At 62.7% G+C, this 24,089-nt stretch carries 26 protein-coding genes; 20 read left to right on the forward strand and 6 right to left on the reverse strand.

The window, feature by feature from the left end; translation table 11 throughout:
• Positions 1-34: 34 nt before the first annotated feature.
• The gene (locus EAV90_RS41290) at positions 35-286 is read right to left on the reverse strand and encodes a DUF1127 domain-containing protein (RefSeq protein WP_430644743.1); all 252 of its coding nucleotides are present in this window, start codon (positions 284-286) and stop codon (positions 35-37) included.
• A 162-nt stretch (positions 287-448) separates the two neighbouring features.
• On the opposite strand from EAV90_RS41290, the gene EAV90_RS23155 reads away from it, so the two are divergent.
• Positions 449-1,138, forward strand: a complete 690-nt coding sequence (locus EAV90_RS23155) for a TetR/AcrR family transcriptional regulator (RefSeq protein WP_122404475.1) — start codon at positions 449-451, stop codon at positions 1,136-1,138.
• Positions 1,139-1,299: 161 nt separating this feature from the next.
• Here EAV90_RS23155 and EAV90_RS23160 read toward each other — a convergent pair whose 3' ends face one another.
• Positions 1,300-2,055: a TSUP family transporter gene (locus EAV90_RS23160; protein ID WP_129144777.1), complete on the reverse strand. Its 756-nt coding sequence runs from the start codon at positions 2,053-2,055 to the stop codon at positions 1,300-1,302.
• 96 nt (positions 2,056-2,151) lie between these two features.
• On the opposite strand from EAV90_RS23160, the gene EAV90_RS23165 reads away from it, so the two are divergent.
• Positions 2,152-3,072: a LysR substrate-binding domain-containing protein gene (locus EAV90_RS23165; RefSeq protein ID WP_244607698.1), complete on the forward strand. Its 921-nt coding sequence runs from the start codon at positions 2,152-2,154 to the stop codon at positions 3,070-3,072.
• Between the two features lie 39 nt (positions 3,073-3,111).
• Here EAV90_RS23165 and EAV90_RS23170 read toward each other — a convergent pair whose 3' ends face one another.
• Positions 3,112-4,092 (reverse strand): LysR family transcriptional regulator, encoded by a 981-nt coding sequence (locus EAV90_RS23170; RefSeq protein ID WP_129144778.1) that lies wholly within the window; start codon positions 4,090-4,092, stop codon positions 3,112-3,114.
• Between the two features lie 102 nt (positions 4,093-4,194).
• On the opposite strand from EAV90_RS23170, the gene EAV90_RS23175 reads away from it, so the two are divergent.
• From EAV90_RS23175 to EAV90_RS23230, 12 genes are read left to right on the forward strand one after another with little or no spacing between them, the layout of a single operon-like run.
• On the forward strand, positions 4,195-5,139 hold the full coding sequence (locus EAV90_RS23175) for a ketopantoate reductase family protein (RefSeq protein WP_122404472.1): 945 nt from the start codon (positions 4,195-4,197) through the stop codon (positions 5,137-5,139).
• Between the two features lie 4 nt (positions 5,140-5,143).
• Positions 5,144-5,530, forward strand: a complete 387-nt coding sequence (locus EAV90_RS23180) for a VOC family protein (RefSeq protein WP_129144779.1) — start codon at positions 5,144-5,146, stop codon at positions 5,528-5,530.
• Positions 5,531-5,541: 11 nt separating this feature from the next.
• The gene (locus tag EAV90_RS23185) at positions 5,542-6,012 is read left to right on the forward strand and encodes a MaoC family dehydratase (RefSeq protein WP_129144780.1); all 471 of its coding nucleotides are present in this window, start codon (positions 5,542-5,544) and stop codon (positions 6,010-6,012) included.
• Positions 6,009-7,235 carry a CaiB/BaiF CoA transferase family protein gene (locus tag EAV90_RS23190; RefSeq protein WP_129144781.1) on the forward strand — a complete coding sequence of 409 codons (1,227 nt, stop codon included), beginning with the start codon at positions 6,009-6,011 and terminating at the stop codon, positions 7,233-7,235. Before EAV90_RS23185 ends, EAV90_RS23190 begins: the two co-directional genes overlap by 4 nt.
• Before the next feature lie 3 nt (positions 7,236-7,238).
• Positions 7,239-8,066: a shikimate dehydrogenase gene (aroE, locus tag EAV90_RS23195; protein ID WP_129144782.1), complete on the forward strand. Its 828-nt coding sequence runs from the start codon at positions 7,239-7,241 to the stop codon at positions 8,064-8,066.
• Between the two features lie 14 nt (positions 8,067-8,080).
• A complete protein-coding gene (locus tag EAV90_RS23200) occupies positions 8,081-8,935 on the forward strand; it encodes a shikimate dehydrogenase (protein ID WP_122406779.1) in 855 nt (284 codons plus the stop codon).
• A gap of 51 nt (positions 8,936-8,986) precedes the next feature.
• Positions 8,987-9,655: an amino acid ABC transporter permease gene (locus EAV90_RS23205; protein WP_122404467.1), complete on the forward strand. Its 669-nt coding sequence runs from the start codon at positions 8,987-8,989 to the stop codon at positions 9,653-9,655.
• Positions 9,656-9,665: 10 nt separating this feature from the next.
• On the forward strand, positions 9,666-10,322 hold the full coding sequence (locus tag EAV90_RS23210) for an amino acid ABC transporter permease (RefSeq protein ID WP_122404466.1): 657 nt from the start codon (positions 9,666-9,668) through the stop codon (positions 10,320-10,322).
• Between the two features lie 55 nt (positions 10,323-10,377).
• Entirely contained in the window at positions 10,378-11,205 is an 828-nt protein-coding gene (locus EAV90_RS23215; RefSeq protein WP_129144783.1) for a transporter substrate-binding domain-containing protein, read from the forward strand.
• A 59-nt stretch (positions 11,206-11,264) separates the two neighbouring features.
• Entirely contained in the window at positions 11,265-12,011 is a 747-nt protein-coding gene (locus EAV90_RS23220) for an amino acid ABC transporter ATP-binding protein (RefSeq protein ID WP_129144784.1), read from the forward strand.
• Positions 12,012-12,024: 13 nt separating this feature from the next.
• Positions 12,025-12,474, forward strand: coding sequence for a type II 3-dehydroquinate dehydratase (gene aroQ, locus EAV90_RS23225; RefSeq protein WP_122404463.1), 450 nt, complete (start codon positions 12,025-12,027; stop codon positions 12,472-12,474).
• 6 nt (positions 12,475-12,480) lie between these two features.
• A complete protein-coding gene (locus EAV90_RS23230; RefSeq protein WP_129144785.1) occupies positions 12,481-13,515 on the forward strand; it encodes a Gfo/Idh/MocA family protein in 1,035 nt (344 codons plus the stop codon).
• A gap of 288 nt (positions 13,516-13,803) precedes the next feature.
• Here the strand turns inward: EAV90_RS23230 and EAV90_RS23235 are convergent, their stop codons facing one another.
• Positions 13,804-14,427 carry a TetR/AcrR family transcriptional regulator gene (locus tag EAV90_RS23235; protein WP_129144786.1) on the reverse strand — a complete coding sequence of 208 codons (624 nt, stop codon included), beginning with the start codon at positions 14,425-14,427 and terminating at the stop codon, positions 13,804-13,806.
• A 51-nt stretch (positions 14,428-14,478) separates the two neighbouring features.
• Here EAV90_RS23235 and EAV90_RS23240 point away from each other — a divergent pair, with 51 nt between their 5' ends.
• The 6 genes from EAV90_RS23240 (at position 14,479) to EAV90_RS23265 (ending at position 21,042) form a co-directional block, all read left to right on the forward strand.
• On the forward strand, positions 14,479-15,411 hold the full coding sequence (locus EAV90_RS23240) for a crotonase/enoyl-CoA hydratase family protein (protein ID WP_283810501.1): 933 nt from the start codon (positions 14,479-14,481) through the stop codon (positions 15,409-15,411).
• 63 nt (positions 15,412-15,474) lie between these two features.
• Positions 15,475-16,533 (forward strand): hypothetical protein, encoded by a 1,059-nt coding sequence (locus tag EAV90_RS23245; protein ID WP_122404458.1) that lies wholly within the window; start codon positions 15,475-15,477, stop codon positions 16,531-16,533.
• A gap of 285 nt (positions 16,534-16,818) precedes the next feature.
• A complete protein-coding gene (locus tag EAV90_RS23250) occupies positions 16,819-18,423 on the forward strand; it encodes a glycoside hydrolase family 17 protein (RefSeq protein ID WP_208738532.1) in 1,605 nt (534 codons plus the stop codon).
• A 221-nt stretch (positions 18,424-18,644) separates the two neighbouring features.
• The gene (gene groES, locus EAV90_RS23255; RefSeq protein WP_164937067.1) at positions 18,645-18,959 is read left to right on the forward strand and encodes a co-chaperone GroES; all 315 of its coding nucleotides are present in this window, start codon (positions 18,645-18,647) and stop codon (positions 18,957-18,959) included.
• Between the two features lie 36 nt (positions 18,960-18,995).
• Complete coding sequence (groL, locus tag EAV90_RS23260) at positions 18,996-20,615, forward strand: chaperonin GroEL (RefSeq protein ID WP_129144789.1); 1,620 nt, start codon at positions 18,996-18,998, stop codon at positions 20,613-20,615.
• Between the two features lie 91 nt (positions 20,616-20,706).
• Positions 20,707-21,042, forward strand: a complete 336-nt coding sequence (locus tag EAV90_RS23265; protein ID WP_122404455.1) for a hypothetical protein — start codon at positions 20,707-20,709, stop codon at positions 21,040-21,042.
• A 111-nt stretch (positions 21,043-21,153) separates the two neighbouring features.
• Here EAV90_RS23265 and EAV90_RS23270 read toward each other — a convergent pair whose 3' ends face one another.
• Positions 21,154-22,674, reverse strand: coding sequence for a malonate--CoA ligase (locus EAV90_RS23270; protein WP_129144790.1), 1,521 nt, complete (start codon positions 22,672-22,674; stop codon positions 21,154-21,156).
• Positions 22,671-24,080 carry a malonyl-CoA decarboxylase gene (locus tag EAV90_RS23275; RefSeq protein ID WP_129144791.1) on the reverse strand — a complete coding sequence of 470 codons (1,410 nt, stop codon included), beginning with the start codon at positions 24,078-24,080 and terminating at the stop codon, positions 22,671-22,673. The genes EAV90_RS23270 and EAV90_RS23275 overlap by 4 nt, the downstream gene beginning before the upstream one ends.
• Positions 24,081-24,089 lie beyond the last annotated feature (9 nt).

The following is a 24,089-nucleotide window of genomic DNA, read 5'->3' on the forward strand; positions in this document are numbered from 1 at the left end:
TCTCCTAAAGATGTAACGAGACAGTCGGGCGTGATCAGCAAAAGCTCCGGGGATGCCTTACGGCCGCATCTCCGAGCTCCGCCGGGACGCGATCGCGTGCCGCCCGCCCAGTCTGGTCGCGCGACAGGCCGATATCCCTCAGCATGTGATCATCGAGTCCGCCGAGAATCCTGACCGCCTCGCGGCGATCATGGTAGGCTGTAAGGCTTTCTGCGCAACTCCGAACCCAGCTCAGAAGGCTGCGGATTTGCCTGGTTGCGAACATCAAAAGCGTGAGCGTGATCATGGGGTGTTCCGTCCGTTAACGAAGGGGTGATGGGAGTGATTGCGGGCTTGCGCTGCATCGATGAAAAGTATAGTGCACACTATACCAATCGAGTAAAGTGATCACTATACACAAGATAGTGAACACTATACTCAAGCGAGAAAAGCAGAGGTTCTCAAAATCATGGCAAGGAAGGCGCGTCCGTCGCTGCGCGACGTCGAGCAGGAAGCCGAAAAATTCTCCACGCCGAAAACCGAGAAGGAGAAAGCGATCATCGACGCAGCTGTCGAGTTGTTCGGCAAGCAGGGTATCGACGGCGCCACCACGGCGCAGATCGCAAAACAAGCCAATGTCACGGAGAAGACGCTGTTTCGCTACTTCCCGACCAAGAAGGATCTGGTGAGGCGGGTGTTCTTTCCGCTGCTGCTCAGGATCGGGCTGGTGCAGAACTGGGAATCCTTCAAGGCGCTGTTGCGGGAGAAGGGAAGGGATGCCGGCTTCCGCGGCTGGTACGTGGCGCTCGCGACTGACCGGCTCGCTACCGTCTCGCGCAATCCGCAGCTTGCCCGCACTGTGCTGCTCGAACTCGTTCAGAACGAGGAGCTGCGCGACGTCATGGAGCGCGTATGGCGGCAGTATATCTGGCAGCCGATGCTGGAGAGCCTCACCGAGCTCAAGGGGGAGGGCGCTATCCGCAAGGACGTAGACGTCGAGGTGCTCGCCCGCGCCGTGCATTGCTTCCACATTGGCTACTTCCTGACACGCTTTGTGTTCGCTCCCCACGTGAAGTGGGACGATGCCGAGCAGATCGAAATGATGGCCGATCTTCTCGAGAGTGGTGCGGGCACGCGACGTAATGTCGTGCAGAGATGAGACGTTGAGCACATTCCGTGAAATATGCGATAGTTCAAGACCGCGCCGAGCCGCGCGACCAGGGTTGGGCATGGCGCCGATCTCGGAAAATTGCGTGGACATCTCAGACACGATGAATCTCCTTGTGCGGCGCTTTGGTGCCGAACTTTCAGGGCGAGTGCTCATCCAATACCTTCGAACGTGAGGACGAGGCCCTGGGCAAGGCTGATGGCCGCAATCGCCGCGATCAGCCACCGCGACCACCGCGCGAAGGTGGCGTCGCTCAGGGCGTCGAGCAGGGACCGCGACAGCAGCGTACCGAGCACCGCCGCGGCGGTGGCAAGCAGCACGGCCGTCGGCGAGATTGCGCCGCCCTCGATCAGCAGCAGCCGGCCGAAATAGATCAGCTTCAGCACGTGCCCAATCGACTGGATCGCGGCCTTGGTCGCGATGATCTCCTTGCGGCCGAGCTCGGTCTTGGCGAAGAACACGTCGAGGATCGGCCCGGACACGCCGGCAATCAGTTGCAGGGCGGTGCACAACGTGCCGCAGCCGACGGCCTGGCTGGGCACCATCACGGTGGGCGTCAGGCGATGCGGCAGATGGAGCCCGGCGAATGAGACGAGGCCAATCAAAATTAAGGCTAGTGGCTTGCTGGGGGCGACCACGCCGGAAACCACGATGAGGCTCGCGATCAGTGCGCCAATGGTGTAGCGCAATACCACCGGCCGCACGATGTGCTGCCGCCAGCTCCAGGCCCGCGCCAGATTGGCCGCGATCTGGGAGAGGCCGTGCAGCACCATCGCAGGCACCAGCCCCATGAATGACAGCAGCAAGCCCATCAGGATTATGCCGCCGGCCATGCCGAACACCCCCGAGATGAAAGAGGTGGAGAGCACGGAGGCGGCAAGCGCGACGGCGAAGGGTAGGGTGATCATGGCAACCCCCAGATTTCGGTTGCCCCTTCATCACGGATTTGACAGCCCTCTCGCAAACGGCTTTAACTGGGCCATAGGCTAAGGAAAACTAAGTCTATGCCGATCCGCCGCCTGCCATCGCTGAACGGCCTGCGCGCCTTCGAGGCCGCCGCGCGCCATGGCAGCTTTGTCGCTGCCGCCGACGAGCTGAACGTCACGCAGGCCGCGATCAGCCGCATGGTGCGGTTGCTGGAGGAGCGTTTTGGATTCCAGCTGTTCGAGCGCCGGCCGAACGGCCTCGATCTCACCGCACAGGGCCGGGCGCTGCAGCCTGGACTCACCTCGGCCTTCGATGCGATCGCAGGTCTCGCCGAACAGGTCAGCCTGATGCGGACGACGCCGGTGCTGACGCTCGGCGTGGGTCCGACCTTTGCGGTGCGCTGGCTGATCCCGCGGCTGCGCGGCTTCTACGAGCAGCATCCGGAAATCGATGTCCGCCTCTCGACAGGAGGCGCGCTGAATCCGTTCCGCGATGACTGGACCTGCGGCATCCTGCTCGGCGACGGTCACTGGCCCGGCTACGAGGCCGAGCTTCTGTTCGCGACCGATCTGTTTCCGGTCTGCACCAAGGCGGTCGCCCAACGGATCCCGCATCCATCAAAGTTGACCCGGCAGGATATGCTGCAGGTGGCGCACTCGCCGGAGGATTGGGATCTCTGGCTCGCCGCCGCCGGGGTGAAGCCGCGCGGAAAGGGGGTCGGGCCGACCTTCGGCAATTACACGATGGCGCTGCAGGCCGCGGTCGACGGCATTGGCGTCGCGATCGGCCTGCGACCCTACGTCGAAGAAGATCTCGCCAAAGGCCGGCTGGTTGCGCCGTTCTCGGTCACGGTACCGAAGAAGCGTGCCTGGTATCTGCTCTATCGCGCCTTCCGCAAGGACGATCCAGGTCTTGCGGTGCTGCGCGCTTGGCTGATCGACTCGCTATCATCAGAGCGGCGGAGCGTTGCACCGAAGGCGCCTCGAAATGAGCCGTGATCGGTGGCGGGGCGGTCGCTGCCGCGCTACCAGGGACCGTTACGATTGCAAATCGCGCGGCCTTCGTTGCCTTGGCCGGCCGGTACGATGCAGACCCCGCACTTCCTGCTGTTGAAAAAGCTCCCCGCATACGTCACGCAACCATTGGCTTGCCGGGTCGTGATGAAAGCGGGCGTGCCAATATTGCTTCACCGTGAAGCCGGCGATCGCCAGCGGGCAGTCGAGCACGCGCAGTCCGTAGTAGTGAGCCAGCGTTTCGCCGATGTGCCTTGGAAGAGTGGCGATCAGGTCGGTCGTCCCGATGATTGCGGGCAACCCCAAAAAGCCCGGTAGCTCGAGCGCAACGTCAGGGACTATCCGCTGCTCCCGTAGCGCATCCGCGAGCAATTGATGTCCGGTGCCGGAGCGAATGAGGACGTGCGCCTCTCGCCGGAAATCCCTTGCCGTGATGCGCTCGTGGATCCGGGCATGTTTTGCGTTTGCCAGGCAGACCCAGTCCTGCGGAAAGAGTGCCTGTTGGAAGTGCCCGGCGTCGAGGTCCGAGATGTAGCCGAGCGCCAGATCGGCCTCGCCAGACTGCAGCATTCGTGGCGTATCACTGCCGATCTGCGCCGCCTCGATGCGGATGCCCGGAGCAACGCGACGAACGTAGGCGAGGATGGCCGGAAGCAGCGTGATGTGGCTCGCATCCGTCATGCAGATGATGAAGCGGCGCTTTGCAGTCGCCGGATCGAACTCAGGACGAAGCTCCGCCAGACGCCGCAGCATCTCCAACGCCTGCCTGGCCGTGCCGATGAGAGCCTCGGCGCGCGGAGTCGGCAGCATTCCCTCAGCCGACCGAATGAAGAGCGGGTCGTCCAGTTCTTTTCGCAAGCGCGCCAGCCAGATCGAAATGGTCGGCTGACTTTGACCGAGTTTCTCGGCTGCTTTGGTGACGCTGCCCGTGGAGAACAATGCGTCGAAGAGCCGGAGCAGGCGCGGCTCCAAAAAGTTCGTCTCGGAGAGGTCCCGGTGCTTCATTGCGATCCGCAATAATGGATATAAGAGTCATAGCATATCCAGATACAGGGTGGCCTGCTAGTACGCCTCCAACGCCAAAACGGGCGAGGGAGAAGCGTTCGGATGAGGATCTGCTTTATCGGAGCGGGAGCCTTGGGCTCGACCATCGGTGGGACGCTGGCGCGCGGTGGGGCCGAGGTTTGGCTGATCGATCCGTTTCAGGCTCATGTCGACGCGATCAATGCGGGCGGCCTACGGATGCTCGAAGGTGACGCCGAGACCGTTGTGAGGGTCTCGGCCTGCACCTCCGCGAACCAGGTCGGCATCGTGGCGGACCTCGTCATCGTTCTGGTCAAATCCTACCACACGCGGGATGCGATCCGGGCGGCCACGCCGATCATCGGGCCGCAGACGGTCGTGATGTCGCTTCAAAACGGTCTTGGTCACGAGGACATCCTTTCGGAGGAGGTTGGTCGTGACCGCGTCATGGCAGGCAAGACCTACGTTGGCGGCGTGCTGCTTGGTCCCGGCCATGTTCGCTCCGGAGTCATCGGCAAGGAAACCATCATCGGCGAACTCGATGGACGCTTGACCGAGCGCGCACAGCGAATTTCCGAGACTTTCAATCGTGCCGGCATTCTCACGCTGCTCAGCGACAACATCTTGGGCACGATGTGGGACAAGTTGTTCATCAACGTCGCCGGAGGAGGAATTACCGCCGTTACCGGGCTGACTTATGGTGGTCTCTATTCGCTACCGGTCCTGGAAGATTGCGCTTTGGCCGCAATCTCGGAGAGCATCGCGGTCGCACAAGCTGCCGGCGTGAAGATCTCGATTGCCGATCCGCGCCGTGCCTGGACGATGGCATCCGCTGGTCTACCGCCCGAGTTCAAGACGTCCATGTTGCAGAGCTTGCAGTCCGGCAATCTGACCGAGATCGATTACATCCACGGCTCCGTCGTGCGTTGGGGCGCCAAGCTCAATGTGCCGACCCCCGTCAATTCCACACTCGTCGCGTTGGTCAAAGGGCTCGAATACGCCCGCAGCGATTATCCAGGAAAGGCCTGAGACAATGTCGTTGCCCCGCGCTTATGTCGAACACGTCGCGATCCGCGTGCCTGACGTCGATCATCACGTCGATTTCTTTCGTGAGGTGCTTGGTCTTGCCATTCGCGACGAGCAACCCGCCGAGGGTTCACGCCCGCGTCAGGTGTGGGTGCTCGGAAGCGTGCAACTCATCGAGGATCCGAATTTTACCGGTCCGGAAGGGCGTCTCGCCCATCTCGGCATCATGGTCGACGATTACGAAGGTGTGCTCGCTCGTGCGGCCGCGTGGGGCGCCAGGGCGTTGCCCGCTGGGCCCAACTGGCTCGAACTGCCGGGCGGGCTGAACGTCGAAATCTTGCAAGCCAGCGCAGGCGCCGTGGAAGCCGCCCTGGCGATCAATCCCCGTGCCTAGAGGAAGACGCGATGACCGATGAGCGCTACTGGGAAGATGCCAGGGTCGGCGACGAATGCGTCACCCCTTCGGTGACGGTCACCGAGGCGATGGTGAATGCCTATGCCGAACTGACGGGTGATTTCACGCCGGTCCATGTCGACGAGGAATACGCCAAAACCACACCATTCGGCACGCGCGTCGCGCATGGACTGTTTGGCCTGTCGCTGGCCGACGGTTTGAAGACCCGCGCCGACTATCGCTTCTTTCCGGGAATGTCGCTGGGCTGGACGTGGGATTTCAAGCTGCCGATCAAGCTCGGCGACACCGTGCACGTGAAGTTTCGCGTCGGCTCGATGCGCACCACCAAGCGTGATGGGTGGGGCATCGTAGTGTTGCCCTCGGAGCTGATCAATCAGCGCGGCGAGGTGGTGCAGCTCGGTGAGCATCGGCTGATGATTCCGATGCGCCCGAAGACCAGTGCCAAAGGAGAACAGGCATGACCGCGCAAGATCTGCCGCTCAAGGGCATTCGCGTCATCGACTACAGCCATTTCCTGGCAGGCCCGTTCATGGGCCGCTGCCTCGCCGCGATGGGCGCGGAAGTCATCAAGGTGGAGCGTCCGAAGGCAGGCGATGCGGGCCGCGCCCACGGCTATTTCAAGGACGGACAATCCGGCTACTTCCTGCAGCAGAACATGGGAAAGCAGGGATTGTGCATCGATCTGCGCGACACGCGTGGCCTCGACATGATGATGAAGCTCATCGACACGGCCGATGTCTTCATCGAGAACTACCGCCCCGGCGCACTCGAGCGCCTCGGGCTCGGCTACAAGGCGCTGTCGGCGCGGAATCCCACACTGATCTACTGCTCCGTCTCCGCCTATGGCCATACCGGTCCCTATGCCGACCGTCCGGGCTTCGGCCTGATCGCGGAGGCGATGTCGGGCGCCCTGGCGCAACTGGGCTCCCCCGGCGAAGCGCCACCGCTGCTGCGGATGCCACTGGCCGACATGTACACCGGCATCCACGGTGTGGCTGCCATCAATGCGGCGCTGGTCGGCCGCACGTCGTCCGGGCGCGGCCAGCATATCGATCTCGCGCTGTACGACTGCATGGTGTCGATGCACGACTATGCGGTGCAGCGCTACTTTCTCTCCGGCGGCACCGACCTGCCGAAGCAGACCGGCAACGGTCAGCCGGATTCGACCGTCTACGGAGTCTTTCCGGCCAGGGACGGCAATCTTGTGATCGCCGCGCAGGTCGATGATGCGTGGCGGCGATTGGCGACGCTGATCGGAGGAAGCAGGTTGTCGTCCGACGAACGCTTCACCACGCCTGCCGCGCGCAACGCCCATTATGCCGAAGCGATGGAGATCGTGCGCGACTGGACGCTGTCGCAGCCGTCTCGGGATGCTTGTCTTGCCGCACTCGAGGAAGCAGGTGTGCCGTCCGCTCCCGTGCAGACCATCGAAGAGGTCGTGAAGGATCCGCAGATCCACGCGCGTGGCATGCTGGTCGAGCAGGAGCATCCGGTGCTCGGCAAGGTGACGTTGCCGAACTTGCCCTTCCGCTTCTCCGGCTGCGACACCACGGTGCGCACGCCGGCGCCACTGCTCGGCCAGGACAATCGCCGCATTGCAGAGTCGCTGGGACTGTCGACCGAGCTCGTCGAGGCGATGGTGCGCGATGGCGTGCTGTACAACGAAGCCGCCGTGCAGGAGTGAGCCATGAGCGATCGTTACGCGGTGATAGGCAATCCGATCGGCTTCAGCAAATCACCTCTCATCCATGGCACTTTCGCCAGAATGACAGGACAGGACCTTGTTTACGAGGCGATCGAGGGTCCCCTCAATGGCTTCAGCGAACGGGTCGATCAATTCCGGACCGAGGGCGCCAGGGGGCTGAACATCACCGCCCCGTTCAAGCTCGATGCCTTCGCCTATGCAAACGAGCTTTCAGAGAGCGCCAGACGAGCAGGCGCCGTAAACTGCCTGAAGTTCGAGGGCGATCGGATCATTGCCGAGAATTTCGACGGGATCGGCCTGGTGCGTGACATCACCGCCAATCTCGGCGTCAAAATGGCCGGGCGGCGCGTCCTGATGCTCGGCGCTGGGGGAGCGGCACGCGGTGCGCTGCTGCCGTTCCTGCGCCAGGAGCCGTCCGAGCTGGTTCTGGTCAACCGAACACTGTCGAAAGCGGTGGCATTGGCCGAAGAGTTTGCCGGCTGTGGCCCCCTGATCGTCAGCGGCTATGCTGAACTGGCCGATCTTGCCGAGGGTTATGACGTCGTCGTCAATGCGACGTCGGCCAGCCTGCGAGGTGAGATGCCGCCGCTTCCAGGCAATGTCTTCCGCGGTGCGGAGCTGGCGTACGAACTCGCCTACGGCAAAGGGCTGACCCCCTTTCTGCGGGCGGCTCGCGCCGAAGGCGTCACCAAGCTGGCCGACGGTGTCGGCATGCTGGTCGAGCAGGCGGCGGAAGCTTTTGCCTGGTGGCGCGGCGTTCGACCGAGCACGGCTCAGGTCATCGCCGAGCTGACCGTCCCATTGAGCTGAAGGCGATGCCGAGCATGCATCCGAAGTCCAGCTTTCTCGTCGGCCTGATCGGCAGTGGCATCGCCGCCTCCCGCACCCCGCCCATGCACGAAGCGGCCGCTGACGCCGCCGGCATCCGCTATATCTACAAGAAGATTGATCTGGCCGAATTGAAGCTCGGCGTGGAGACATTGCCGGAGTTGCTCACGGCGGCAAGGCGAATGGGCTTTGACGGGTTGAACGTGACCCATCCCTGCAAGCAGGCGATCATTCCACTCTTGGATGAGCTTTCGCCTGACGCAGAGGCGCTTGGTGCCGTGAACACCGTGGTCCTCAGGAGTGGCCGCATGACCGGCCACAACACCGACTGGTTCGGCTTTGCCGAGAACTTCCGCCGCAACATGCAAGGTGCACCACTCGGACGGGTCGTCCAATTCGGCGCGGGCGGCGCAGGCTCGGCGGTCGCTTTCGCGCTCATGAAGCTCGGCGTGCGGGAACTGACTATCATAGACGTCGACCTGGCCAAGGCGCAGAGTCTGGTTGACGGCCTGTCCCCTCAATTTGCAGATGGGCGCCTGGAGGCCGGCCAGGATGTCGCTGCGGCCGTGGCTGCCGCAGACGGAATTGTCAACGCGACGCCGATCGGCATGGACAAATATCCGGGCACGCCGTTGCCGACGGCCCTGCTGCGTCCCGATCTGTGGGTCGCAGAGATCGTCTACTTCCCGCTGGAAACCGCGCTGCTGCGCGCGGCGCGTGCCCTCGGTTGCCGCACCGTCGATGGCGGTGGCATGGCGATCTTCCAGGGCACCGAAGCATTCCGCCTGTTCACGGGCATCTCACCTGATCCGGACGTCTTCTTCGCCACTTTTGCATCCCTGGGAGGGTGACACCCGGCCGATGGGCGAGTGGCACGGACGACGCCCGAGAGGAAACGCAAGATGGGCTACACGCTCGATTTCTCGGTGGTTTGGCACGCGATGCCCGCGCTGCTGTGGGGATGCGTGGGTACGCTGGGCCTGGCGCTTGCCGGGATGACGCTCGCAATGATGATCGGTGTCGCGGGTGTCGCGGCGCGCGATTCGAAAGCTGCGTGGTTGCGTGCTCTCGTGATCGGCTTCGTCGAGACTGTGCGCAACACGCCTTTCCTGGTGCAGATCTTTTTTCTGTTCTTCGCTCTGCCGCTGATCGGATTGAAGCTCAATCCGACCGCCACCGCCATTATCGCACTCGGTGTCAATGGCGGCGCCTACGCCATCGAGATCATTCGCGGCGGGGTGCAATCCATTCACAAGGGCCAGGTGGAGGCCGGCTACGCGCTCGGCCTGCACAAAGGACAGGTATTCCGGTTCATCGTGCTCAAGCCTGCGCTTCGCGCGATCTATCCCTCGCTCACGGGGCAGTTCATCATGCTGACGCTGACCTCATCGATCTGTTCGGCGGTATCGGCCTACGAATTGACGTCGGTTGCGCAGCGCATCGAAAGCGACACGTTCCGCAGCTTCGAGGTCTACTTCTTCGTCACCTTCCTCTACCTCGCGATCTCCTGGCTGTTGATGCTCGGCTTCGCGGTCGTCTCTCACCGCTTCTTCTCATATCCGACACGCTGAGGGGGCGATCGTGACACCGCATTTTGGTCTTCCCGAGTTCGGCTTCCTGCTGCGCGGGCTGCAATGGACGGTGCTGCTCACGCTGGTCGCGTTTGCGGGCGGCTGCACGGCGGGGCTGGCCGTCGCCTTGCTGCGCACCTGTGGTCATAGGAGCGTGGAATGGATCACCCGCATTTACATCGGGATATTCCAGGGCACCCCGCTGCTGCTGCAGCTTTTCGTCGTGTACTACGGATTGGCGCTGACCGGGTTGAAGCTCGACGCCTTCGCCGCGGTGGCGATCGGTTTCACCGTGAATGCCTCCGCCTTCCTCGGCGAGATCTGGCGCGGTGCGATACAGGCCGTGCCGCGCGGCCAGACCGAGGCGGCGATGGCGCTTGGACTGCACTATTCGTCCCGCATGCGCGACATCGTGCTGCCGCAGGCGATCCGCATCTCGCTGCCGGCGACGATCGGTTATCTCGTTCAGCTCATCAAGGGCACTTCGCTCGCCGCCATCGTCGGGTTCATCGAACTCGCCCGCGCCGGTCAGATCGTCTCGAACCAGACCTTCCAGCCGTTGCTCGTCTTCGGCGTGGTCGGCGCAATGTATTTCATCCTCTGCTGGCCACTTTCGTGGTGGGGCAGTCGGATGGAGGCCAGGCTCGCACTGGCCAATCAAAGGTAGGAACGGCGCACCTGCCCAATCAAACACAGCCATCACCAGGAGGAGGAAACATCAGATGTTATTTTGGTTCAATCGCCGCCGGCTCGGCATCGCGCTGCTGACGCTCGGGGCCGTCACCGTCGCAGGTAAAGCGCAGGCGGGCACTCTGGAAGACGTGAAGAAGAAGGGCGTCGTCGTCATCGGCATCCAGGGCGACAATCCTCCCTGGGGCTATGTCGACAGCTCGGGAAAACAGGATGGGATCGATGCCGACATGGGGCGCGCGTTCGCCGAATATCTCGGCGTGAAGGCCGAGTTCGTCCCGTTGGCCGTGGCCAATCGTATTCCGGCGCTGACCACAGGCCGCGTCGACATTCTGTTCGCAACCATGGCGATGCTGCCGGAGCGCGCGAAGGCGGTGCAGTATTCCAAGCCGTATGTCGCCAACGAGATCACGCTTGTCGCTGCCCAGGCAACGCCAATCAACAGCAATGCCGACATGGGCAAGTACGTGATCGGCGTTCCGAGGTCATCGACGCAGGACACCCAGGTCACCAACAGCGCTCCAGCGGGCACCGAAATCCGCAGGTTTGACGATGATGCGGCGACGATCCAGGCGCTGCTCTCCGGTCAGGTGCAGGCCGTCGGCGCGAACAGCTTCTATCCGCAGCGTCTGAACGCCGCAAAGCCAGAACTGGGATTCGAGCCCAAGCTTCACTTCACCGCACTATACAACGGAGCCTGCACCCGCCTGGGCGAGAAGGAGTGGAACGAGACGGCCAACAAGTTCATCGACCAGATCAAGTCTAACGGCAAGCTGGCCGGCTTCTACTCCAAATGGATGAAGGCGCCCGTGCCGACCTTCCCGGAGTCGATCCCCGGCGTCCCCTTCACAGTCCAGTAGCCCCTGCGAGCGGCCGACGCGCGATCCGCGTTGGCCGTCGCCCGACGGCGGAGACCAGCATGCAAGACCAGATCCTGATCGAAATGAAGGGCGTTCAGAAGTGGTATGGCGGGTATCAAGCTCTCCGCAACGTCGATCTCACTGTCCGCAGGGGTGAAAAGATCGTGCTCTGCGGTCCGTCCGGTTCGGGCAAGTCGACGCTCATCCGCTGTATCAACCGCCTGGAGGCGATCCAGCAGGGCAGTATTGTTGTAAACGGACATCGGCTCGACGACAGCATCAAGGCCATCGATGTCGTACGTCAGGAAGTCGGCATGGTCTTTCAGAGCTTCAACCTTTTTCCGCATATGACCGTGTTGCAGAACTGTACACTCGCGCCCATTCGCGCACGCCGCATCGGCAGGACCGAGGCGGAGGCGACCGCGCGAAAATACCTCGAGCGGGTACGCATCGGTGACCAGGCCGAGAAGTATCCGGCTCAGCTTTCGGGAGGTCAGCAACAGCGCGTCGCGATCGCGCGCGCACTCTGCATGCAGCCCAAGGTGATGCTGTTTGACGAACCGACCTCGGCTCTCGACCCAGAGATGGTCAAGGAGGTGCTCGATACCATGATCGGCCTCGCCAACGACGGCATGACCATGATTTGCGTCACCCACGAGATGGGCTTTGCTCGCCAGGTTGCCGATCGGGTCATCTTCATGGCAGAAGGGCAGATCATCGAAGAAGGCGCGCCCGACGCTTTCTTCCGCGAACCACAGCACGCCCGCACCAAGCAGTTCCTTGGCGAGATCCTCGCCCATCACTGAACGGAGTTCTTCGATGAGTCGTCTTGTCTACGTCCTCAACGGGCCGAATCTCAATTTGCTCGGCAAGCGCCAGCCTCACATCTACGGCCACGAGACGCTTGCGGATGTGGAGCGGGATTGTCGAGCGCTGGGCAAGGAGCTCGGCCTGGACATTCGCTTTCATCAATCCAACAGGGAATACGAGATCATCGATTGGATTCACGAGGCGCGCGAGACGGCTGCCGGTATCGTGATGAATCCCGCAGCTTTCACCCATACGTCGGTCGCCATCCTGGATGCTCTGAACACGTTCGAGGGGACGGTGATCGAGGTGCATATTTCCAACGTGCACAAGCGCGAGGAATTCCGCCACCATTCGTTTGTTTCCAAACGAGCCGATGGGGTCATCGCAGGCTTCGGCACGCAGGGCTATCTGCTCGGCTTGCGTCGTGTGGCCAAGCTGCTCGATGAGAACAAGGGGTAGCATCGGATGGACGCACCCGTCCGCCTGTCGGTGATGGGAGCGGGCCTCATCGGCAAACGGCATATCGAGCACATTCTCGCGCGGCCGGAGGCGGTGCTGTCGTCGATCGTCGATCCGGCGCCGGCGGCACGAGAGTTGGCGGCTGCCCTGAAGGTGGACTGGTTTCCGTCGTTTCAGGACTTGCTTTCCGGAAATCGGCCGGAGGGGGTGGTTGTCGCCACCCCCAATCAGATGCACGTTGCCAACGGCATGGATTGTATCGCGGCTCGCATCCCGGCGCTCATCGAGAAGCCGTTAGCAGACGACGTCCTCGCTGCACATGCCCTGGTCGAGGCCGCCGAGGGGGCGGGCGTGCCGCTGCTCACCGGCCATCATCGCCGCCACAATCCGATGATCCAACGCGCCAAGGCGGAGATCGACAGCGGCCGGCTCGGCGAGATCGTGTCGGTGCATGGCATGTTCTGGCTGATCAAGCCGGACGAGTATTTCGATGTGGCTTGGCGCCGGCAGAAAGGAGCGGGGCCCGTTTTCCTGAATCTCATCCACGATGTCGACCTGCTGCGGTACCTCTGCGGGGATATCGTGGCGGTACAAGCTGCCCAATCCAATCGGCTGCGTGGAAATGCGGTTGAAGAGACAGCGGTGATCCTCCTGCACTTCGCCTCCGGCGCCTTGGGAACGGTCAATGTCTCCGATACCATCCAGTCGCCTTGGAGCTGGGAATTCACCGCCGATGAGAACCCGGCCTACAGTCATACGCAGGAGGCGTGTTACCAGATCGGCGGCACGAGGGCATCGCTGGCTATTCCGCAACTCGATCTATGGCATCACCCAAGCCAGGCCAGCTGGTGGGCGCCGATCGAGCGCGAGCGGCTGCGGTACGAGAAGGAAGATCCGCTCGGCCTGCAGATTGCCAATTTCTGCGGGGTGATCCGGGGTACGGCCGAGCCTGTGGTGAGTGGGCGCGAAGGGCTGAAAACCCTCAGAGTGATCGACGCGGTCAAACGCGCGGCGGAAACGGGGGATTTCGTATCGGTTTGATACCGGAAAGCACGGCCTTCTGTTGCAGAGTGAGCGCGCCGCGAAAACATTCGAGCGGCGTCCGGATCGTATGGATGAGGAGCAGCGGAGGCCCATTGCCGGTCTTTTGAAAGCGCACGCTGAGCTTGATGATATCCACGATGTTGCGTGCGAGAAGCCGGACCTGCAGCCGGCACTGGCTGCCGAATAGGGCCGTGCCGGTCCCGATGATCCCATGAATGCCCTGACGTCGATGCCTCCGCGGAAGCGGCCCGGGCGGTCACATTCGGCGTTCATGTCCTCCGTTTTTCACTTCTGTCGTTTCTTCTTTTTGGCCTCGAGCAGGGTTCGCATCGCGTCGGCCCACATCGCTACAAGTCGCTCGCGTGGTCCCGCAGAGGTTCGAAGGTTCTCGGAAATCGCGAGGCCTCTGATGAAATGGAGCGTCAGCGCGATGACGTCGTGATAGGCCTCGGAATCCGTCCACTCGCCGAAGAGCTGGACATAAACGCGCTCGAGATCGTGTCGGGCACCGCGCTCTGCCGTGGTCAATGCCTGTTTCAAGGCAGCATCCGTGCGAGCCACCGCCCAGAGCTCCAACTCGGCGAGATAGGCTGGCTGGCGCGCGGCGAATGCAAGCGCTTCGACGGCCGCAACCAGAGTGTCAGCCGGCCCCGCGCCTGCGCGCCCCTGCGAGACGGCCTTCTTGTTCCGGCTGACGAGTTCGGCGACGCTCGCGGCCAACAGAGCGGCGTGGGTTGGAAAGTGATGGAGTAGGGCGCCGCGGCTGACTCTCGCCCGATGCTGTACCGCGAGCGTGGTCGTGCCGGCGACGCCGAGGTCGATCAGGCAATCCACGGCGGCGTTCAGAATCCGCGATCGTGTGGTCTCGGCCGCTCCGTCGAGAGCGCCGTTCTTCGCAGGTCTTGGCATGCCTTCCCTCGACAGTCAGCATTGACTGTAACACGATAATCGTTACAGTCAATGCTGACTGTCCATACATACATCCGGGAGGTTACGATGCCGAATTTCTCGACTCTCAGTATCGCAGTCCGCGAGGATGCACCGAACATCGCCCGTCTCGTCCTCGACCGCCCGGGTCGGTTCAACGCCATCGACGACGTGATGCCCGAAGAGATCCGTGCGGCGGTGGAGTGGGCGGAGAAAAACGACGACGTGCACGTCGTCGTGATCGAAGGCGCAGGTAAGGGGTTCTGCGGCGGATATGATCTCGTCGCCTACGCGGAGAGCGAGATCGAGCACCCGTGCCAGCAGGAGAGCGAGCCTTGGGACCCCATGGTCGATTACGCATTCATGAAGAAGAACACCGAGAACTTCATGAGCTTGTGGAAGTGCTCCAAGCCGACCATCGCCAAGATTCACGGCGCGGCGGTCGCCGGGGGTAGCGATATCGCGCTCTGCTGCGACCTGATCGTGATGGCGGAGGACGCTCGGATCGGCTACATGCCGACGCGCGTATGGGGATGCCCTACCACCGCGATGTGGACGTTCAAGCTCGGACCTGCGCGCGCCAAGGAGATGATGTTCACCGGGAACATGATCGACGGGCGCAAGGCGGCGGAGTGGGGGCTGGCGAATGTCTGCGTTCCGGTGGAGCGGCTCGAGGCCGAGACGCGAAAGCTCGCCGACCGGATTGCCGGCGTTCCGAAGAGTCACCTCGCCATGCACAAGATGGTCGTCAACCAGGTCATGCTGACCATGGGTCTCGAGCAGACGCAGTCGCTCGCGACGCTCTTTGACGGCATCACGCGTCACAATCCTGAGGGGTTGTGGTTCAGGCGGTACGCGCAGAAGCACGGTTTCAAGGCGGCCATCGAATGGCGTGACAGCGGCCGCCCGATCCCGGAACGCGACGAGGCACGCAGGTTGATTCACGAAATGAAGGGTATTGACTGACGCCGTCGGGAGCGCGAGCGATGTCGGCGCCATTCATTCATCGAAGAACGTCCGGAGAAACGAATGAGCATTAAGAACAGTACGTCGGATGACGTGCAGGCCTATCGCGCGGTCGAGCGGATTTATCACTCCTATCTTACGGGTCTCATCCTACATCTCTCGTCGCGCGCCGGGGCGGCTCGCGCTGCTGAGATCGTGTTCAGAATGTTCCGCCGCCAGCAAGCGACCCATTTCGTCGCTGGCCTCAAAAAGCTCGGTTTGGACGGCTTGCCCCATGCAGTCGCCAGCGCACAGTACAACTACCTCGCCAATCAGATCGGCGGCGTAAAGGTCGAATACGTCTATGAGAGCGACAAGAAGGCATGGATTCGTTATCCGCCTCCCCGGTGGCTTTGGTATGGTACCGCAATCTGCGGAATTCCCTCGGAAGTGTCTCGCGGGATGCTCAGGGGATGGCACGGCAACAACGGCGTGGTTCTCGGTAACCCTCGCCTGGGCTTCGTCTGCACGGGACAGACCGTCGACGGGCAGCCCGGCCTGGAGGGATATTACCGGGAGTACGATCATGAACTTTCTCCGGAAGAGCGGCTGCAATTTTCGCCCGGAGAGCGATGCCCTCCATTCAGGCCAGAACTTGCGCCACGCCTTGGCGAAACGAATTGGCCAGAAAGTCGCTTGAGAAAGGCCCTCCGCAATTACGCGATGGACTACATCACGTCGATCCTGCCTGAAATGATGTCGGTGCTCGGACCGGCCGAGGGAGGTCACCTGGGAGGTTTAGCCGCTCGATTGATCGGCATGCACACGTTCGACGATGTTGCGTCCATGCTCGGTGGAGTGGACCGAGGTGTCGCAGGTTTTGCAACCGCACTTACGAGGCTGTTACGTGGCCAAGGCGATGACGCCGAGATGCATCTTGAAGGCAGCACGGCGATCGTAAGGCAAACGACGTGGCGCCTCATGTCTGGGAGGGAGCAAATGTCTCCCGCCATATTCGATGCGTGGAATGAGCTGTGGCTGGGCGCTGCACTGGCTCACGATCGTTTCATGCGCGTCACCCTGATCAGTCGCCGAGATGCCGGCGATCCGGTCTGGGCATGGGAGATTCGACAGGGCCATTGAATGAATTGACCTGAATCAACCAGCTTGTGGGAACGCGAGCGATCCTATAATTGGGTTGGAAGCGACCTTGAACCAATTCACTTGCATGATCCTCCCGTTTTTCATGCAGTTGCGATCGCAGGCGTGCGCTTTGGAGCAATGCGACGCGTCCGCGACATCGCAGCAAGTGAAAAGCCGTACCTCACGTGTGATCAGTTGGTCCATCCTCGGAAAGCAAGCTGGTTCTCCAGGCTGCTGCTCCCGCCAAGCGGGGAGGTCGAGGCCGTCGCGCCTGCCACGAGGCCGGTGTATGGTCTCCGCGTTTCGCTCGCGCTCTTCCTGATATCGCTGGGCGCCATCGCCGCCGTGTGGTGGTGGTTGGGGACGCCAGTCCATTTGGTGCGCGCACCCATCGATCCAAACGACAAGGTCCAATGCATCTCGTACGCCCCGTTCCGCAGCCATCAGACCTCGCTTTCGTCCGCGACGCAGGTATCGCGTGAGCAGATCGCGGAAGATCTCGCCCAGCTTGCGGAGATATCCGACTGCATCCGTACCTATGCGACCGATCTTGGTCTCGACCAAATCCCCGAGCTTGCAGCCCGAGCGGGGTTGAAGGTCGTCCAGGGTATTTTCCTCGACAAGGACCAGCAGAAGAATCGAGCGCAGATCTCAACGGCGATACGCCTCGCCAGGGAGTATCTAGGGACCGTCATCGCGTTGGTGGTCGGCAACGAGACCTTGTTGCGCAAGGACATAACGGTCTCCGATCTCGCCGACACGATCCGCTCGGTCAAGGCGCAGGTCAGTGTCCCCGTGACCTATGCCGACGTCTGGGAATTCTGGCTCAGCAGTCGTGAGCTCTACGACGCCGTCGACTTCGTCACGATTCACATCCTGCCATATTGGGAGAACGTGCCGATTCCGGCAGAAGCGGCTGCCACGCACGCCGACGCAATACGCCGGCAGGTCGCGGCGGCCTTTCCGGGCAAGGAGATCCTGATCGGCGAAGTAGGCTGGCCGAGCCAGGGACGGATGCGGGGATCGGCGTTGCCGTCGCGTATCAACCAGGCCCGGGTGGTTTCGGAGGTTCTCGACCTCGCCCGGCGCGAGAATTTCCGCTTCAACCTGTTCGAGGCCTACGACGAATCCTGGAAGCGAGAGATCGAGGGCACAGTCGGCGGATCATGGGGCCTGTTCGGAGGCGAGCAGCGCGTGCTCAAATATCCTGCCGGCATCCCCGTCAGCAACTTTCCGCTCTGGAAGCTGCAAATGAGCTGCGGAATTGCGCTCGCGACCCTGGTGTTCGCCGCGGCATGGTTGACCTCGCGTCGCAAGCCCGCGAGCCCTGGCCTGGCTTCATGGCTCGGGGTGGCGATATCGGCGACGGCAGCCGGAATCCTGTTTGGCGTGGACGCCCAAAAGGTGTTCTTTGAAAGTGTCGGAGCGGGTGGCTGGCTCCTTTGGAGTTCTCTGCTGCTGGCCGCGACGGTTTCGCCGGTGCTTGGTGCCAACGCTCTCATGTCGGGGCGCCCACCGCCGAGTTTTCAGGAGTTGCTCGGTCCGAAAGGCTACCGGACGGAAACGATGGTCGCAACCATGCACGGGTTGGCCTTGATCGTGACCGTCGTGATCGGTGCGGCCACCGCACTAGGGCTCGTGTTCGACCCGCGCAACATCGATTTTCCTTTTGCAGCACTCACCATGGCAGCGTTGCCTTTTGCAGCGATGACGCTGCTCAATCCATCCGCGAAGGGAGGTCGTCCTGTGGCGGAGTCGCTGTTTGCCGGCGTGTTCGTCGGAGCGGCGATCTATGTGACCGTCAACGAGGGGACGGCGAACTGGCAGGCGATGTGGACTTGCGCCGCCTACCTCCTGCTTGCCGCGACGCTGTGGCGGGCCCGTGCCTGAGAAGGGCACGACATGACCCGCCGTGCCTGCGCGAGCACCACCTTGATGCGGCCGATCGAGTGCGTTGAACTTTGAGCAGGCGGGTGCGCAAGGATGCGACAAAAAATTTTCACCGAGTCCCCTTGAACAAAGATGAACCTGTTCCTAGGTCGTTTGCCGCCCGGGGGCCGGTTCCGGACCCGGATTTTGGACATCGCTGAACCTACCCAAGGAGGATGTGCATGCATTTCCGCCCGTTGCACGATCGCGTGCTCGTGCGCCGCGTCGATGCCGAGGAGAAGACCGCCGGCGGCATCATCATTCCCGACACCGCCAAGGAGAAGCCGCAGCAGGGCGAGATCATCGCCGCTGGGCCGGGTGCGCGTAACGAGCAAGGCCAGCTCGTGCCACTCGACGTCAAGGTCGGCGACCGGGTGCTGTTCGGCAAGTGGTCAGGCACCGAGGTCAAGATCGATGGCGAAGAGTTCTCGATCATGAAGGAAAGCGATCTTCTCGGCGTGGTCGAACAGGGCGGCACGCTGAAGAAGGCGGCGTAACACTGACGGTCATCGAACAGAAAGGAGAGTGGCAACATGGCTGCCAAGGACGTGAAGTTCGCGACCGAGGCTCGCGAGCGCATGCTGCGGGGCGTCGACACGCTGGCGAATGCGGTGAAGGTCACGCTCGGTCCAAAGGGACGCAACGTCGTCATCGAAAAATCGTTCGGCGCGCCGCGCATCACCAAGGACGGCGTCACCGTCGCCAAGGAGATCGAACTGGAGGACAAGTTCGAAAACATGGGCGCCCAGATGGTGCGCGAGGTCGCGTCAAAGACCAGTGATCTTGCCGGAGACGGCACCACGACGGCGACGGTGCTGGCGCAGGCCATCGTCAAGGAAGGTGCCAAGGCCGTCGCCGCCGGCATGAACCCGATGGACCTCAAGCGCGGCATCGACCTTGCCGTGGAGGCGATCGTGACCGATCTCAAGTCGCACGCCAAGAAGGTCACCTCCAACGACGAGATCGCCCAGGTCAGCACCATCTCCGCCAACGGCGACACCGAGATCGGCCGCTTCCTGGCGGATGCCATGCAGAAGGTCGGCAATGAGGGCGTGATCACGGTCGAGGAAGCCAAGAGCCTGCACACCGAACTCGAGGTGGTCGAGGGCATGCAGTTCGACCGCGGCTATGTCTCGCCCTACTTCGTCACCAACCCGGAGAAGATGAGGGTCGAGCTCGAAGATCCCTATGTGCTGATCCACGAGAAGAAGCTCTCCAGCCTGCAGTCGATGCTCCCGCTGCTCGAGCAGGTCGTGCAATCGGGCAAGCCGCTGCTGATCATCGCTGAGGAGGTCGAGGGCGAGGCGCTTGCGACTTTGGTCGTCAACCGTCTGCGCGGCGGCTTGAAGGTCGCCGCCGTCAAGGCGCCGGGATTTGGCGACCGCCGCAAGGCGATGCTGGAGGATATCGCGATCCTCACCGGCGGCACGGTGATCTCCGAAGATCTCGGCATCAAGCTCGAGAACGTCACAGTGAAGATGCTGGGCCGTGCCAAGAAGGTGGTGATCGACAAGGAGAACACCACGATCGTCGATGGCGCCGGCGCCAAGAAGGACATCGAGGCGCGAAGCCAACAGATCAGGACGCAGATCGAGGAAACCACCTCGGATTACGATCGCGAGAAGCTGCAGGAGCGGCTGGCCAAGCTCGCCGGCGGCGTCGCGGTGATCCGGGTCGGCGGAGCGACCGAGGTCGAGGTGAAGGAACGCAAGGATCGCGTCGACGATGCCCTGCATGCGACGCGGGCCGCTGTCGAGGAAGGCATTCTGCCTGGCGGCGGCGTTGCACTGCTGCGCTCCCTCAAGGCGCTCGACGGCGTCAAGACCACCAATGCCGACCAGAAGGCGGGGGTCGAGATCGTGCGTCGCGCCATCCAGGTGCCGGCCCGGCAGATCGTTCAGAATGCGGGCGAGGATGGCTCCATCGTCGTCGGCAAGCTCCTCGAAAATCAGACCTACACCTGGGGCTTCAATGCCGCGACCGGCGAGTACCAGGACATGGTCCAGGCCGGCGTGATCGATCCTGCCAAGGTGGTGCGCACCGCCTTGCAGGACGCGGCCTCGGTCGCTTCGCTGCTCATCACGACCGAAGCGCTGGTCGCTGACAAGCCGAAGAAGACAGAAGCGGCAAGCGCCCCCGCCATGGACTTCTAGAGACGAGCGAGCCCGGCCGAGCGGCCGGGCTCGTTCTTCGCGTGCTCTGTTCTGATCAATTGGATCTGTTTTCGAACGAAAGGAGGATGAGATGATCAACGATCGTGCTTTCTCCGCTCGCGGGGAAGCCACCCAGAAAACGCTGCGGCGACTCGCCGCCTTGGCCGTTGGTGCCGGCCTCTCCCTCGTGCCCTTCGCAGCCTACGGCGCCGAAAGCTCGAGCTCCGCCGCCAAGGCGGCGGACACTTTCGAGCGGCTGGCCTTGCCGCCGATCCCGTACCTGGACACGATGCCGTGGTCGAGCTGGCAACGGGGCAGCCCGACTATGAAGGTGGATACGCTGCTGTCGCCGGTTCTGGGGCCATCCGGTATCCGGCTCGATGTCACGCCGCTGGATCGGAACCGTCCAGAGCCTGCCATGAGCTGAGGTCGTAGAGCGGCCGGGAGATCGCTACCTCCCGGTTCTCGCCCGCCGCCATCGACGTCGCGCTATCAGGATCTCGGCAGCCCAATGCAGAGGGGGAAACGCCGCGGGGGACTACGCCCGCCCGGAATAGAGATCTGCAAAGCGTTCGCGCAAGACGTTCTTCTGCACTTTTCCCATCGCGTTGCGCGGCAGCCCCTCGACGAACACGACGCGCTTCGGCTGCTTGAACTTTGCCAATCGTCCCGACAGTGCCGCGAGAATGGCGCGTTCGTCGACCGATGAGCCCGGCGACCGAACCACCGCCGCGGTGACACCCTCGCCAAAATCGGCGTGCGGCACGCCGACGACCGCGCTTTCGGAAACGCCGGGAATCGCGTCGATCTCGGTTTCGATTTCCTTGGGATACACGTTGAACCCACCGGTAATGATGAGGTCCTTGCCGCGCCCGACGATGTGCAGATAACCATTCGCATCGAATTTGCCGAGATCGCCGGTGATGAAGAAGCCGTCGGCACGGAACTCGGCCGCGGTCTTGTCCGGCATGTTCCAGTAGCCCGCAAAGACGTTCGGCCCCTTCACCTCGATCATGCCGACCTCGCCAACGGGGAGCATTGCGCCGGTTTCGGGATGGGTGACGCGAACCTCGACGGCGGGAAGCGGCCGGCCGACCGATCCGGCGATGCGAGACCCCTCATAGGGATTGGAGGCGATCATCCCGGTCTCGGTCATGCCGTAGCGTTCCAGAATCGCGTGCCCGGTCCGCTCCTTCCAGGCCCGGTGTGTCTCGGCCAGAAGCGGCGCCGAGCCGGCGACGAAAAGCCTCATGTTGGCGGTGCTTCGCTCGTTCAGGTCAGTGCTCTCGAGCAGGCGGACATAGAAGGTCGGCACGCCCATCAGAACCGTGCTGCGCGCCATCGTTGCCAGAATGCGTTCGGCGTCGAACTTCTGCATGAACAGGATGCGCGCGCGTGCGGCGAAGCTGACGTTGCAGGCGACGAAGAGCCCGTGAACGTGATAGATCGGCAGGGCATGGATCAGCACGTCCTTGCTCGAAAAACGCCACTCCTGGACGAGCGTCAGGGCGTTCGAAGAAAGATTGCCGTGTGTCAGCATGGCTCCCTTCGAGCGGCCGGTCGTGCCCGACGTGTAGAGGATGGCCGCAAGATCGTCAGTCGTCCTGGCGACGGTTTCAAATCGCACCGGGAAGTCTGCCGCAGCTTCGACGAGCGAACCCTTGCCGCGGTGATCGAGCGTCTCGACGCGGCCGCCCGCCTTGGCGGCGATGGCGCGCAACTCGGCCTCTTCCCTGGGATCACACACGATCAATGTCGGCTGCGCGTCGCGGATGAAATACTCGGTCTCAGTCGGCGTATAGGCGGTGTTGAGGGGCAGATAGACCGCGCCAGTGCGCAGCGTTGCGAGATAGAGCGCGACCGCCTCGACGGATTTCTCCACCTTGACCGCGACGCGGTGGTTCGGGCCGATGCCGATACTGGCGAGGAAGTTTGCGAACCTGCCGTTCAGCGCAGCAAGTTCGGCATAGCTCAACGCCGTGCCGTCGTCCTTCTCGATGCAGATGGATTGGTCGGACGCCGCGCCGGCCAGCAGGCGATCGTACAGGTTCGAGGTCATGACGAGATCTTCCGTTGCGAGTTGGTGTGAGGACTGGGAACGAGGTCCCGCGATGACAGTTTCGCGCGAAGCGCCTTCTTCACCTTGTCGGACGCGACGACCGTGCCATGCTCGGCAAAGGCCTCGTGGTTCGCCTCGATGCGCTCGAGCGCGTAGAGATAGTTCACCATCAGCCCGTAGGATTGCTTCATGCCCTTGGCGGAGGCATCGCCGAGGAAATTCAGCCGTTCCAGGCGCGCGCCGTTACCGAGATGGAAGCGGGCGACGGGGTCCACCGGCTTGCCTGACGGCAGTTTCGCCTTCAGGAAGTAATAGGCGGCGAGCGCCGTGATCGCCTCCTTTGCCTGCGCGATGTCGCCGCCGTCGTCGAGCGCGGCCAGCGCGCGTCGCGTCTCCTCATCGATCGCGGCGGAGGCCTCGGTCTTGAGCTCGCGCCGCACCCAGCCGGCAAAGCCGGGAACGGGAGACAGCGTGACGAAGGTCTTCAGGTTCGGCAGCTCGCGGGCGAGGTCCTGCACCACCTGCTTGATCAGGAAATTGCCGAACGAGACGCCGGCCAGGCCCTTCTGCGTGTTCGAGATCGAGTAGAACACGGCCGTTGTCGCCTCGTGCGCGGCAATCGCCTCGCGCGATTTGTCTAGCAATGGGCCGATCGCGCCGGGAATCTCCTTCGTCAGCGCGACCTCGACGAAGATCAGCGGCTCGTCGACCAGCTGCGGATGAAAGAATGCGTAGCAGCGGCGATCCGGTGGCTCCAGTCGGTTGCGTAAGTCGTCCCAGTCTTGGATGGCGTGGACGGCTTCATATCTGATGATCTTTTCGAGGATGTTGGCCGAGGTGGTCCAGTCGATCGGTCGCAGCACGAGAAAACCCCGGTTGAACCAGGACGAGAACAGATGAACGAAATCGTCGTCAACCGGCTGGAGCTCGGGATGCTCGCGCAGCAGCGCGAGCAGCACCTCGCGCATCCGCACCAGCGACGATGTTCCACCGGGCGCAAGGTTGAGGCGCCGGATCAGCTCCTGCCGGCGCGGCTCTGCGGCAGCATGGAGCGCCTCGAGTTTGCTCCCGTCGCCGCCCTCCTTGCGCTGGTAGGCGGCGATCGCGAGCTCGATCGCGCGCCGGTCGGGCCCGAACCGGTCGGCGAGGGAGGATAGAAACTTGAGCCGCTGCGGCTCGGCCGCCCGCTCGAAGGCCGCAAGCAGCGATTGCGCGATCGCAACGCCGGAGGCTTCGCCGCGCCGGGAAAGTAGCGCCTCGCCGAGAAGCTCGAGGTCGCGATCCTCGCCGACATCGCGATCCGGCTTGATGCCGAGAACCGCGCGGCCGCGTTGCGTCAACGTGTCGATCAGCCCTTGCAGGAATTCGGGCGCCGCAATGCGTCCGGATCGGATGTCGTTCAGCATCGTTCATGC

It is taken from the genome of Bradyrhizobium vignae (assembly GCF_004114425.1).
Classification (GTDB): domain Bacteria; phylum Pseudomonadota; class Alphaproteobacteria; order Rhizobiales; family Xanthobacteraceae; genus Bradyrhizobium; species Bradyrhizobium vignae.